The following is a 13701-nucleotide window of genomic DNA, read 5'->3' as shown; positions in this document are numbered from 1 at the left end:
CGTACAACTCTTATTCTCTCCAGGCCGGCAACGGTGGGAGAGTCAACGTTGGAAAGGGAGAAAACATGATGTCTACGGTTTCAACCGCACTTGGTGTTAGCAGCACATCTGATATTGACTTTTCTCAAGTTTCCGAGCTCCCTGCTCGGACGACACGGAAAGCCCCGTTGGTGTGGGGTGAACGTAGTGCGTCTTGCACACAGCACATCGTTCGGCCCGGTCAGCGTGCACGTATTGCACAGCGCAATCGAAATGGGGCTTCATCGGCGCGAATGCGGAGGGACAGGTCGCGGCCCAGTCATGTCTCGGTCAACTACGGGCGTCCGTCTCTATCCGTTAGCAGGGCGCAGCAGTCCAATCGTAGTGATGTATCCGCAGGCACTAACCTGACTCGCCTGATGGCGGTATGGGCTCTAGGGCTTGGTGCTTTCTTCGGAGTTTTCGGCAGCATGGTCTTTGAACAGGGACAAAGTGAGGCGGTCGAAAGCACCTTTACGTCTACGTACGCTTCCTACTCCGCGCAATAATCATTCCAGTTTCCGGTGTTGGGGTGGGACGTAGACTGGAGACCGTGTATTGCCAGTTTTGTCATCATGATCAGACACGAGTCTTGGACTCACGGTTGATAGATAACGGTATGGGGATTCGTCGCCGAAGGGAATGCCTGAATTGCGGCAAACGTTTTTCTACGATTGAACGCTCGCAGCTGATGGTCGTTAAACGGGATGGAATCCCTGAGGAATTCAACCGCGAAAAGGTTATCCAGGGTGTTCGACGTGCGTGCCAGGGGCGCGAAGTATCAGAGTCTCAGCTGAAGAAACTTGCACAAAAAGTGGAGGAGAGCCTCCGCGAGAAAGGCACGCCCCGGGTGGACTCAAACGATATCGGCCTTGCCATCCTTGAGCCGCTCAAAGAACTGGACGAAGTTGGCTATCTCCGCTTCGCTTCGGTGTACAAGTCCTTTTCCTCCGCGGACGATTTCGCGCAAGAGATTGCCAGCATGCGCAAGGGGAAAGGACCGCAGGCTAATGGCAACGAGGTTAAAAAGAACTAACGCAGTTTATCCACACGTTTCTTTATTCGAGTCAGGGATACGCTCTGGGCGGTACCCAGCCGTTGTGCGAAAAGGCTGACGCGCAGCTCTTGAATGAGCCACTGAATATCCCGTACCTCCGCGGAATTCGAACGTGCCTTAGGCAGCTGCTGAAGCTTTGCCGCCAAGTATTCGCGGGCCTCAGTCACCTCATCTTCACGTTCGGCATCACGGTCCGGGTCACGGTTCATTTCCTCAAGCCGAATCTCCATCGCTTGGAGATAACGTGGCAAATGTCGTAGGTGCTGCCAACCGTGCCTTGCCACAGCGCCCTTAGGGAACATGAACTCCAGCTGGCGACGCATATCGTCAATAGCATCGCCTTCCCACTTGTTTAGCTGATTTACCACCGAGACATAACGAGGCATTGCCTGGGCAACGCCGACGACCAATTGGCGCACCTCTGAGGCGACTCCAGAACGAACGTGTTCGAGTAGTTTGTCGAATTCCTTCGGATCGCGGACCGGGCCGCCGGCAGCCATCATACGGTCGCGAATCACTGCGACACGGCAGTCCTCGACAAGCCCATCGGCGCCCCCATGTGGCCATGCGTCCACGCCAACACGTTGCTGGAGTGGAAGCCCCTTAGTCATTTGTGCACCATTTACTGGGCAATCCCGCAATAGCATTGTCAAGTTTGTGGTCGCCAACGTCGCCTCAGCCTGAGCCTTAGTTGGTTTGACCTCAATGGCCACGCCATCCTTGGTGGTCACCAGCGTCGGATACATCGTGACGGACTGACCGTCGACATTACTTTTGACCGTTAATGAGACGGCGCCCAAGTTCTCTGAAGTCCACTTTTTCACAGCTTCGCGTGCTGCAGACTTCGAACGTTTCGACACAGCAGTTGAGACCGTCGAGGCATGCTTGTCTCGAAGCGCAGCAAGATCTCGGCTCTGATCGACGATCTTTCCATGGCGGTCGACCACTGCGTAGTTAAAGCGCAAGTGTGCTGGCAGCTTCGAAGGGGCAAAGTCTGCACCATTGATGCCCGAGCCTCCGAGTCGTCGTAAAGCATCGGCAAAAACATCGACGAAGCGGCCTGAGTACGGAGTCATCGTCTCCAGCGCGCGGCGTGCGAAATCCGGGGCGGGGACAACGGACTTCCGCAGTGCCTTCGGCAGAGTGCGAATGTAGGCTTCCGCGAGCTCAGCGCGAAGACCTGGTACCTGCCAGTCGAAGCCATCTTCACGCAGACCTGCAAGAAGAGGCACGGGGACACGGAGAGTCACACCGTCATCAGGGGCGCCCGGTTCGAATTTATAGGACAGAGAGAAATCGACCGAGCCCTGCTGCCACATTTCGGGGAAGGCGTTGTCGTCGATGTCGCCGGCTTCGGGGTTGAGCAGCTTATTGGGATCAAAGTCCAGTAGATTTGGCTGCTTGGGCTTAGTTTTCTTCCACCAGCGGTCAAAATTGGTGGCCGTGGTGATAGAGGCGGGCAGCTTGGAGTCGTAGAACGCGTAGAGCACGTCGTCATCGACGACAATGCCGCGGGAACGCTGCTTTTCCTCGATCTTCTCGGCTTCGGCAAGTTTGTCTTGATTGTTCTTAAAGAACTCGTGATGTGTGTTCCATTCGCCGTCGACAAGCGCAGAGCGAATGAAGATCGAGCGGGCGGCGTCGGCATTGACTCGGTGATAAGGCATCAAACGGTCAACCACCACGGGCACGCCGTAGAGCGTCGACTTCTGGTAAGCCATCGCTGCACCGCGCTTAGTAGACCAGTGAGGCTTTGAGTACTGGTGCTTGAGCAGATGAGGGGCTACCTTCTCTAGCCACTGCGGCTGAATCGTGCCGACGTTGCGCGCAAAAGTGCGCGAGGTCTCGACGATTTCCGCAGCCATCACCCAGCGAGGCGGCTTCTTTGCCAACGCGGACGAGGGGTGAATGAGGAACTTAGTGTTGCGGGTGCCAGTAAATTCCTTGCCCTCGCCCTCGCGCGTACCAATCATCGATAACAGACCCGGTAACAGTGACTTTGCCACCTCGTCGGGATTGTCGACACCGTTGGTTGAGCTGCGGGCCGAAAGATGCCAGCCCAGCTCGGCCGTTGCCTGGTGGAGCTGACGCACCAAGTCCTGCCACTCGCGAACGCGCAGATAGTGGAGGTACTCGCGCTTGCACATCTTGCGGAATTGGTTACCGCTAAGCTCGCGACGCTTTTCCTCCAGGTACTCCCAGAGCTTCAGTAGGGAGTTGAAGTCGCTGGTGGTGTCCTTAAAACGGGCATGTAGCTGATCTGCCTGAGCTTGGAACTCCAGTGGACGTTCGCGAACATCCTGCAGAGACAAAGCGGCGACAATGACGGTTACCGCCCCAAGAGTGGTGTTCTCGTACCCTTCGACCAGCATGCGGGCAAGACGCGGGTCGACTGGGATACGGGCAATTTGTCGGCCGATGTCCGTCAGCTCGGGGGCGTCGGCACTGGAGCCGGAGCCAGATTCACGGCCTCTCCCAGACCCCGACGTTGTGGTAATAGCCTGAAGCTCTGTGAGGAGGTTAATGCCATCGCGCACTGCCTTCTGCTCTGGTGGCTGGACAAAGGGGAAGGCCTCAATCGCGCCAAGCCGCAGCGAAATCATTTGCAGTACAACCGAAGCGAGATTGGTGCGCAGAATCTCCGGATCCGTAAACTCGGGGCGCGAGAGAAAATCCTCCTCGCTGTAGAGACGAATCGCCACGCCATCAGCTACACGACCACAGCGTCCAGAGCGCTGATTCGCGGATGCCTGGCTGATGTCCTCGACTGGTAGACGTTGGACCTTCGTGCGGGTGGAGTAGCGAGAAATGCGTGCGGTACCAGTATCGACGACGTACTCGATACCCGGTACTGTCAGCGACGTTTCCGCAATGTTGGTCGCCAGCACAATGCGACGCCCGGAATGCGGGGTGAAGATCCGATGCTGCTCTGCATTAGATAACCGTCCGAATAGTGGAACGGCTTCTACCCCCTTCCAGTGCTTGCCCTCGATGGCCTCGGCTGCTTCTCGGATCTCGCGCTCACCCGAAAAGAACACCAGGATATCGCCATCGCCAAGCCGCATGAGCTCCTCGCACGCAGCGATAACACCATCGATCTGCTCAATGGCGACTTCCTTTTCTTGCCCATTTTTCGCAACAACAGTCCGCACCAGAGGGCGATAGCGGATTTCTACCGGGTAGGTGCGCCCTGACACCTCGATGATGGGCGCAGGGTGCTCGTCGTCAGGCGCGAAATGACGAGCGAACCGTTCCGGATCAATCGTCGCCGAAGTGATAATGATCTTCAGATCTGGGCGCTGCGGCAGAATATGCTTTAAATATCCCAGCAGGAAGTCGATGTTGAGGCTGCGTTCGTGCGCCTCGTCGATGATGATGGTGTCGTACTCACGTAGCAGGCGGTCGCGGCCAATTTCGGCCAGCAGAATACCGTCGGTCATCAGTTTGATGCAGGTATCCTTGCCCACGCGATCGTCAAAACGCACTGCATAGCCGACGTGCTGTCCAATCTTTTCGCCCAGCTCATGAGCGATGCGCTCCGCGACGGAACGCGCCGCAATACGACGTGGCTGAGTGTGACCAATCTTGCCCCGCACGCCGCGTCCCAGTTCGAGGCATATCTTCGGGATCTGCGTAGTCTTACCAGAGCCAGTCTCACCAGCAATAATGACGACCTGGTTGTTTTCAATTGCCTCTGCAATGTCGTCGCGGCGCGCGGACACCGGCAACTGGGCAGGGTAGGTGATGCGAGGAATCGCTTTACGACGATCTTCTAACCGCTCCAGCGCAAAGTCGAGGTCTGCAGAGATTGCAGACAGCGCCTTCGGCGCGGATGCTCGCTTTAGCCGGCGTCGGAAGGACTGAGCCTCCCGAATCGGCAATTGATCAGCGAGCTGGTAGAGCTCCTTTTTACGCGTGTCCTTAGCAGGTTTGCCAGAGCGCTGTGGCCTGGCGGAATTGCGGTGGCCGGAGTGGTGGTTTCCCGACTGGGCACGTGGAGCTGGTTTATCAGAACGGCTAGGAGTACTCATGGTTGCCTACTAGATTAGCCGCGTCTGGGGAGACAACCCACATCTGTGCTGATTAAGAGGTGCTCGAGATAGTCCGATGGCAGCAGGGAGCGTCCTACTTTGCGGCTGCTAGCTCTTCGGCAACTTCCTTGCAGTCCTCGCGCCCACAGTGCTGTGTCTCGGTGTGCTCCCAGCAATCATCGCAAATAAGCACCTGACGACGGCAGGTATCTTCGTTGATGCAGTTCTGGAAGGTGTTTGTGGGCTTGCCGCAGTGGACGCAGTGCCCGAGCTGTACGTAGTCCTCGTCTTCGATGCCATCGCCAAACTCCATATGCATGCGCTTGTCGAAGACATATAGGGAGCCTTCCCACAGCCCCTTATTGCCAAACTTTTCGCCGTAGCGCACAATACCGCCGTCGATTTGGTAGACCTCTTCGAAACCGCGGTTCTTCATAAGTGCGGAGAGGATCTCGCAGCGGATGCCGCCGGTGCAGTAGGAGATAACCGGCTTGTCCTTCATCCAGTCGTACTTACCGGATTCCAGTTCGTCGATGAAGTCGTGCGTGGTCTTTACGTCCGGGACGACAGCGTTTTTAAACTTGCCAATCTCGGCTTCCATTGCGTTGCGGCCATCGAAGAAGATGACATCGTCGCCGCGTTCCTCGACCAGTTTATTGACCTCTTCCGGCTTCAAATGTGTGCCGCCGCCAATGACACCATCGACATCGACTTTCAGCTCACCCGGAGCACCGAAAGCGACGATTTCGTCGCGAACCCTGACGGAGAGTTTTGGAAAGTCATCAGCGCCGCCTTCGCTCCACTTGAACTGCATGGAGTGAAAAGCGGGGTACTGCTTGGTTTTCTTGATGTACTTCTTGCAGGCATCGAGATCACCGCCGACGGTGCCATTGATGCCGTGCTCGGACACCAGAATGCGGCCCTTGAGCCCTAACGACTCGCAAAGATCGCGCTGCCATAGCATGATGGCACGCGGATCGGACAGTGGGGCGAACTGGTAGTACAGAAGAATCTTGCTGATGCTCACGGGGACTATTCTAGTCTGCTCTCTCAGTTATCCTATTTTCGGCGTGAGCTGCTGGTATGGCTTAGTGCTTCTGATAGAGAGCCTTCTTCTGGTACTTAGGCTCCGAAGTCACTAGCACACCGAGGTTGCGGAAAATTGTTTCGTCCACGCTGCCCAGAATGGTGGTGGTGTGGACATCGCAGTTTCGAAGGTTCTTCAGCTCGGCGAGGGCTGCACGGGCATCGTCGCTGGTGGCCGCCGACACGGAAAGGGCGATAAGAACCTCGTCGGTATGTAAGCGGGGGTTGCGGCTGCCCAGGTGATGCGTCTTAAGCGTTTGAATTGGCTCAATGGCAGCTGGGGAGAGCAAGTGCAAGTCCGGGTCGATATTGGCGAGCTTCTTGAGAGCGTTGAGGAGCATTGCTGCTGAGCATCCGAGTAGTTCAGAAGTCTTGCCCGTGATGATTGTGCCGTCGTGCAATTCGATTGCGCTACCCGGTGCCCCGGTAGATTTCTCAACTTCAAGTGCTGGTGCGACGACTCGGCGGGCGGCTGTCGACACGTTGGCCTTGCTCATAATCATGGCAATGCGCTGTGAGACTTCGTCGTCTGCGCTGTTCTTGTGTTCGTCGACAAGAGCCTTGTAGTAACGGCGAACGATTTCCTGGTTGGATGCCTCTCGGCACACTTCGTCATCGTCGATACAGTAACCGGCCATATTGACGCCCATGTCGGTCGGTGACTTGTACGGCGACTCGCCCGCGAGCTTCTCCAACAGAGTGCGCAGCAGTGGGAAGACCTCGACATCACGGTTATAGCTGGTGACCTTGGTGTCATAGGCGGCCAAATGAAAAGGGTCGATGAGATTGATGTCATCGAGATCAGCTGTTGCCGCCTCGTAGGCCAGATTTACCGGGTGTTCGAGTGCCAGGTTCCAGATAGGGAAGGTCTCAAACTTTGCGTAACCGGAACGAATTCCGTGTTTGTGATCGTGATAAATCTGCGATAGACAGGTCGCCAGCTTTCCAGAGCCCGGGCCCGGCGCTGTAACAACGACCAAGTCCCGCGACGTTTGCGCCCATTCATTCAGCCCGAAGCCGGCTTCACTGACAATTTTCTCCGTGTTTGTCGGGTAGCCCTCGATATTGCGATGGCGGATTACGCTCAATCCGAGTCGCTGCAGGCGCTCAATGAAGTTCTTTGCCAGGGTGTTGTCGTCGGAAAGCTGCGTGACGACGACGCTGTCGACTAGAAACCCGCGTTCACGAAAGACATCGACGAGGCGCAGCACATCGTCTTCGTAAGTGATGTCGAGGTCAGCGCGGACCTTGTGGCGCTCCAAATCCTTGGCATTGATGCACACCATGATTTCCAGATCGTCTTTGAGGCGATCGAGCATAGCGATTTTATTGTCAGGCGTGAAGCCGGGGAGCACGCGCGAGGCATGCATGTCATCAAATAGCTTGCCGCCCATTTCGAGATAGAGCTTGCCGCCTTCACCTGCGATGTCTGCGCGCCGCTTCTTAATATGAGCGGATTGCATTTCGATGTACTTTTCGCGGTTAAAACCGACAGCCTGAGCCATGGTGCCCTTTCTGAAGTTGTGTCTGCGAGGAGCGCGCTAAAGCTTGCGAAATTCTACTGTGTCCATGGTAGTGATACTGCCTTGCGAATGTCGTATCGGTTACTGCTGTCGCGGGGGGAATTTTGGGAACTTTGGCTTATTAGGCCACGCGTAGGGGATTGTCTGATTAAAGTCCAACATATTGATATTCAAAAAGAAATATGAAGAGGATGTGACATGCTCGATCCCCAGATGGCATCATCGTCGAATTCGGCAGAACCAACCGCACGCGCCCCGTACCAAGTGGGCAGGCGAGGCTTCCTCGTCGGAGCAACTGCCGTGTCAGCTGCGAGTATGATGCCTGCCGTAAATGGTGCATCAAAGGCAAACGCCGCTCCTGCAAACGGGGCTTCTGCCGCCGCGGGGAATTCGACCACCACTTTGAATGTCGGTCGAGGAATGGCTGACATGACAGGCGAGCCACTCGGCGCTGGCATGAACGGGTATGCGGTCATGGACCAGACCACCTCGGGTCTGCGTCTTCGCCAGATGGCGCGTGCATTCATCTTCGGTGATGACAACGACAACCGTGTCGTCCACGTCACCGCAGATATGGGGCTCATGTTCCAGTCCATCCAGATGGAAGTTCTGCGGCGACTGCGAGCTCTCTTCGGAGACCTCTACCACGAGGGCAACGTGCTTATCTGCGCATCTCATACGCATGTCGCGCCGGGTGGTACATCGGGCCATCTTATGGTCGACCTGACTACTCTCGGTTTCCGTCCCGTCACTTTCGAAGCTGTGGTCGTCGGTGTGGTCAAGGCTATTGAACGTGCACACGCTGATTACCAGCCGTCGACTATCCACCTGACCAAGGGGATTGCCAAGGATGCGGGTGTTAACCGCTCCCTGGAGGCATTCAGGCGTAACCCCGAGGAAGAACAGCGTCTTTTCCCCGACGGAGTCAACCCGGAAAGCCATACACTGCACGTGAGTCGCGGTGGTCGCGAAGTCGGATTCATTAACTGGTATGGAATTCATCCGACCACCTTCGGCCCCGAGCACACCATCATCGACGGCGACAACAAGGGCTATGCAGCATGGAAGGTTGAGGTCGACCGCGGGGTTACCCACCGTGAGCCGGCCGATGCCCCCTTTGTCGCCGCATTTACCATGTCGTGCCCGGGTGACATCAGCCCGAACATGGGGCTCGTGCCAAATTCGGGTCCCGGCAACGGAGACGAAGCAGAGTCCGCCCGCATTCTCGGTCAGCGTCAGATTGACGCTACCCAGGGTCAGACCATTGCACTGCCAGGAGGCGGAATCTCTACCGTCCACAAGTGGGTCAACCTCGGCGATGTCGACATTGACGGCCAATTCACGCCCGACGGCCAGCCGCACCGCACTGGACCTGCAATCCTCGGTGCGGCCTTCGCAGCCAGTAGCCAGGAGGACGGCGGCGGCGAACCAGCCCTAGGTTTCAACGAGGGCCAGCGTGGAGGCACACCGTGGGTACGTCAGCTCAATAACGTCGTACTCCCGAAAAATATCGGGGAGATTCAGGGCGAGAAAGAATGCCTGCTGCCAGTGGGCTACATCGATGGTCTTCTCCAGCAGACCCACATGTTCTCCATCACCCGCATCGGTGGCTTCACCTTGATTACCAACGGCCTTGAACCCACCACGATGTCGGGTTACCGCATGCGTCAGCACGTCGCCGATGTCCTCGGCGTTCCAATCGACACTGTCATCTGCCAGGGCTACACCAACAGCTATGGACACTACGTCGTTACCCCAGAGGAATACGATCAGCAGGACTACGAGGGCGGCGCAACGGCTTTCGGCAAGTACACGCTCAGTGCGATGATCTCCATCTATCACGATCTCGCCCACGCGCTTGCCGACGGCATGGCTGTCGACCCGGGCAGTGCTGCAGGTGATCTCACTGGCATCATCCCGCCGTCGCCAGCAGGAGGAAAGACTATCGATTCCGTACCAATGGGCAAGAATTTTGGTGACGTGCTCGAATCGACTGCAAGCGTCACGGTAGGGCAGCAGGCCGTTGCCCAATTCGTCGCGGCAAACCCGAATAACGACTTGCGACTGGAAGACGGCTACCTACTCATCAAGAATGACCGCGGTGAGATCGTTTCTGACGACTGGGACCAGGCAACTGTCATTGAATTTGCCAAGGACGGTAATTACACCACCGCCAAGGTCACTTGGGAGACCGGAGGAGTCGCGCCGGGCAAGTATGACATCATCGTGCGTGGTAGCGCGTTGGGTGCCGGTGATTCGCTGAACGAGTTCGAGGGAGTCGCCGCGGTGGAGCTCGTGTAAGAACGTCCAATTAAATACGTCCATGCGCACAATGTGACTTATACTTCGGCCTTTAAAAACTCATCAAGGGCTTGTCTCACGTATAGTCCGTTGTGCGCGTTATTTGTATGTATCCGTCAATTTGGCAGGAGCAATTTGCTTCATGAATACCCCAAACAATCCATACAGCAACAACGATCCTTACGGTGACGGCAGCCGGGACAATGAGTCCAGTAACTATGACTCCCAGAGCCACGGTTTTCCCAACAATGGTTCGCAGGACTACAACCCTTACGGGTTCGATTCGGACGCACAACATGGCTCGCGTGGACCAGAGGATTCGCCACAGTGGAATCAGGCTTACGGTAGGGAACAGGCCTATGGCGATATTCCGTCCTACGGAACTGGTGAGCCAAGCGAGAACTATGGTGGCCAGCCCTATGGTGCGGGATCAAGCTACTGGCAGCAACCGGCAGGGGGGAATCCTGCAGCCGGTGCACTTGCTCCCGGAGTCAACATGCCAGGTGGCAATGAGCCACCGGTGAAGCCTGTGGCACAAGGGCCGACGAAGGTCGACATTGGAAGTGCCTTTTCCGCGGCGTTTCGTAGTCTAAATAGCAATTTTGCTTCTTGGCTTGGCGTCATGCTGACGTTCTTCGCCGTACTAGTCGCCCTGATTGTTGGCGCAGCGGCAATTCTCTTTGCCTCTGGTGACTTCGATCCGGAATTTGAGCCGAACTATCCAGGCGATGTTCCGTTTGAGGATCTAGGGTCAATGTTCGCGACTGTCGGCGCGATGGCACTCCTATTTGCCGTGGGCATGTTCGCGATGCAGGCATTTATGTTGCGCGGTGCATTCGACGCTGTCGATGGGCGAGTGCCGAACTACGGTACTTTCTTCCGTGTAAACAGGTGGGGGTCTCTTATCGGTGTCTACATTGTCACGTTCCTGGTGGGACTGCTCGCCATGCTGCCGGGGATGGTGCTCTTCATCGCTGGAGCATCCCTGTCCGCCAATGGCAGTGAAGCTGCCGCGGCGATGATTCCACTGGGCTACTTGGTTTTGTTGTTGACGTCGATTTTCATCATGCCAATTACAGCGACTATGCCACTACTTGTTTTCGATGGTCGAGCAACTGCGCTTGAGGCGCCGGTTGTCGCTTGGCGCCTGGTAAAGCCCCAATATTGGACGATGCTTGTTGCATTCATTCTGACGTCGATTGTTTCTTCCGCAGGTGCGATGCTCTTCTATATTGGCATCCTGTACACAATGCCGCTGGCTATGCTGGTTCAGGTGCACATCTACCGCCAGCTCATCGGTGGCCGGCGAGTTATTAATGACGCGCAGGAAAATCCGGGCTATTACCCTCCGCAGCACTAGCCGAAATGAACAGTAGCCGAAACGAATAAGAAAAAGCGCCCAAGGAACCGGTACAAACTGGTTCCTTGGGCGTTATTTGATCAGCAGGAAATCCTGCGGGGGAGCGTTCGACTATCAAAGCCGAACGTATCCTCCTAATATTTAGCGGGTAGCCTCAGCGAAGACAGCCTGTGCAATACCAGAGACGGTGCCTGCAATCTTCACAGCTTCCCAGACCTGCTCCTTGGTCAGACCAGCATCGCGGACGACCTTTGCGTGGGAGGTCACGCATGCTTCACAGCCGTTGATGGCAGAAACTGCCAGAGACCACAGCTCGAAGTCTTCCTTCTCGGCACCCGGATTGGAGATGATGTTCATGCGCAGACCGAACTTGACCTGCGCGTAGTCATCACCGAGCATGTGGCGAGTGCGGTAAGCGACGTTGTTCATGCCCATAACGGTGGCCGCACCAAGCGCAGACTCGAAAGCCTCGTCAGACAGGTGCTCCTTGGCTTCCTCAGCAATCTCGGAGAAAACGGTCTCGTTGCGGGTGGCAGCAGCAGATGCAAGCAGGGTACCCCACAGCTGCTGCTCGGAGAGTTCCGTAGAACGGGTGAGAGTGCCAAGGTTCAGCTTCATGTCCTTGGCGTACTCCGGTAGGCCGGAACGAAGGTTATCGATGCTCATATGAGTTACTTCAGCTCCTGCTTCAGAACATCCATCTTGTCGATGTTCTTGGTCGGGTCATTCTTCTGCCAGTTACATGCGCAGACCTCTTCAGACTGAAGAGCGTCGAGAACACGCAGAACTTCGTCAACGTTACGACCGACAGCGTCCGGGGTAACGGAGACGAACTGAATGATGCCGTCCGGGTCAATGATGAAGGTTGCGCGGTCTGCAACACCGTCAGCGTTCTCGACGCCGAGTGCACGCATCAGGTCGTGGCGGATGTCGGAGAACATCGGGAACGGGATGTCCAGCAGTTCCTCGTGGGTTGCACGCCAGTTGAAGTGGGAGAACTCGTTGTCGCCAGAGCCGCCGAGAATAACGGTGTCGCGGTCTTCGAATTCCTCGTTCAGCTTGCCGAATGCAGCAATCTCAGTCGGGCAGACAAAGGTGAAGTCCTTCGGGTAGAAGAAGACGACTTTCCACTTACCCTCGTAGGACTCATTGGTTACCTGCTCGAAGTAGTCATCCGGAGAAGAAGCGTTTGCATCACGCAGGTTGCCGCCCTTGAGAGCGGTTAGAGAAAACTCGGGGAACTTGTCGCCAACAGTCAAAATTGCCATGGAATCCTCCTGAATGTATTCCTTCTGGGGTCACACGCCATTATGCCTATGGATTCCCAAACCGTCAAGAGGAAAAAGTTAATAAGCTCGTGTAGGCTTATAGGTATGCGTAATAGAGATTATCGGCCCACTTTGCCTCAGTTACGTGCCTTTGTCGCGATTGCCGATACCGGTCACTTCGGTCAAGCCGCTGCCCGCCTCGGCATTTCACAGCCCAGCCTGTCACAAGCGCTTTCCACCCTTGAGCAGGGACTGGGGGCGCAGCTTGTAGAGCGTTCGACTCGCCGAGTGCTGGTGACGCCACTCGGTCGCGGTCTGATTCCTTATGCACGCCAAGCATCTGAAATCGTTGACGAGATCGTTGCTCGCGCATCTGGCCGTACAGATGATTTGTCCGGACCACTATCCATTGGTGTTATCCCTACGGTTGCTCCATACGTGCTGCCCAACTTCCTCCAGTTGGTTCGTGACGAGCTGCCAGATCTAAAGCCTAGGATCGTCGAGGAGCCGACCGAGCGTCTCATCGAATCACTTCGTTCTGGCACTATTGATGCAGCCATCATGGCACTGCCGTCCGATGTGCCTTCCTTTGAAGAGATTTACCTCTACGACGAAGAGTTCTACATCGTCGTGCCAGACGATCATCCGCTGGCAGGTAAGGAAGACGTAAAGCTTGAGGCAATCAGGGACATGGACTTGCTCCTGCTTGACGACGGTCATTGCCTGCGCGACCAGGTGTTGGATATCTGTCGCAAGGTCGATGCTGTTCACGGCGAGACCTCCAGCTTGGAAACACGGGCGGCTTCTCTATCGACCGTCGTGCAGTGTGTTGCCGGTGGGTTGGGGCAGTCGCTTGTGCCGGAATCGGCTGTCAAGATTGAGGCGGACCGTCCCGGCCTGGCTGTTGCGCGATTCGAAGGTCCGGCACGGCCGGGACGCACCATTGGGCTGGTTCACCGCGCATCATCGGTACGCGGCGGCGAGTTCAATCGAATTGCCGAACTGGTACGGCAGGCATACATAGACGCTATTGCCTAAAGCTCTCTTGGCTTATGTT

9 protein-coding genes are annotated in these 13701 nt (G+C 56.2%); 4 read left to right on the top strand and 5 right to left on the bottom strand.

The genetic code is table 11. The features are described 5' to 3' along the window. The first annotated feature begins 571 nt into the window (after positions 1 to 571). Positions 572 to 1054: a transcriptional regulator NrdR gene (gene nrdR, locus HMPREF2681_RS09575; RefSeq protein ID WP_042388651.1), complete on the top strand. Its 483-nt coding sequence runs from the start codon at positions 572 to 574 to the stop codon at positions 1052 to 1054. Here the strand turns inward: nrdR and hrpA are convergent. The 3 genes from hrpA to HMPREF2681_RS09560 form a co-directional block, all read right to left on the bottom strand. Beyond that, positions 1051 to 5106, bottom strand: a complete 4056-nt coding sequence (gene hrpA / locus HMPREF2681_RS09570) for an ATP-dependent RNA helicase HrpA (RefSeq protein ID WP_083301614.1) — start codon at positions 5104 to 5106, stop codon at positions 1051 to 1053. The genes nrdR and hrpA overlap by 4 nt on opposite strands. Positions 5107 to 5200: 94 nt before the next feature. Then, a complete protein-coding gene (locus HMPREF2681_RS09565; RefSeq protein ID WP_016422632.1) occupies positions 5201 to 6133 on the bottom strand; it encodes an oxygen-dependent tRNA uridine(34) hydroxylase TrhO in 933 nt (310 codons plus the stop codon). A 61-nt stretch (positions 6134 to 6194) separates the two neighbouring features. Beyond that, entirely contained in the window at positions 6195 to 7697 is a 1503-nt protein-coding gene (locus tag HMPREF2681_RS09560; RefSeq protein WP_016422633.1) for a DUF1846 domain-containing protein, read from the bottom strand. Positions 7698 to 7913: 216 nt separating this feature from the next. Between HMPREF2681_RS09560 and HMPREF2681_RS09555 the strand changes: the two genes are divergently transcribed. Both HMPREF2681_RS09555 and HMPREF2681_RS09550 read left to right on the top strand, forming a co-directional pair. Next, positions 7914 to 10016, top strand: a complete 2103-nt coding sequence (locus HMPREF2681_RS09555) for a neutral/alkaline non-lysosomal ceramidase N-terminal domain-containing protein (RefSeq protein ID WP_016422634.1) — start codon at positions 7914 to 7916, stop codon at positions 10014 to 10016. 142 nt (positions 10017 to 10158) lie between these two features. Next, complete coding sequence (locus HMPREF2681_RS09550) at positions 10159 to 11376, top strand: hypothetical protein (protein ID WP_070546949.1); 1218 nt, start codon at positions 10159 to 10161, stop codon at positions 11374 to 11376. 141 nt (positions 11377 to 11517) lie between these two features. On the opposite strand, the gene HMPREF2681_RS09545 is transcribed toward HMPREF2681_RS09550, so the two are convergent. Next, entirely contained in the window at positions 11518 to 12042 is a 525-nt protein-coding gene (locus tag HMPREF2681_RS09545) for an alkylhydroperoxidase, AhpD family (protein WP_038628796.1), read from the bottom strand. A gap of 5 nt (positions 12043 to 12047) precedes the next feature. After that, complete coding sequence (locus HMPREF2681_RS09540; RefSeq protein ID WP_016422637.1) at positions 12048 to 12644, bottom strand: peroxiredoxin; 597 nt, start codon at positions 12642 to 12644, stop codon at positions 12048 to 12050. A 105-nt stretch (positions 12645 to 12749) separates the two neighbouring features. On the opposite strand from HMPREF2681_RS09540, the gene HMPREF2681_RS09535 reads away from it, so the two are divergent. After that, positions 12750 to 13682 carry a hydrogen peroxide-inducible genes activator gene (locus HMPREF2681_RS09535; protein WP_070546947.1) on the top strand — a complete coding sequence of 311 codons (933 nt, stop codon included), beginning with the start codon at positions 12750 to 12752 and terminating at the stop codon, positions 13680 to 13682. Positions 13683 to 13701: the final 19 nt, after the last annotated feature.

This window comes from Corynebacterium sp. HMSC064H12, assembly GCF_001809925.1.
Taxonomy (GTDB): Bacteria; Actinomycetota; Actinomycetes; order Mycobacteriales; family Mycobacteriaceae; genus Corynebacterium; species Corynebacterium jeikeium_D.
The sequence above is the reverse complement of the archived record's forward strand: the minus strand, read 5'-3'. Positions and strand labels throughout refer to the sequence as shown.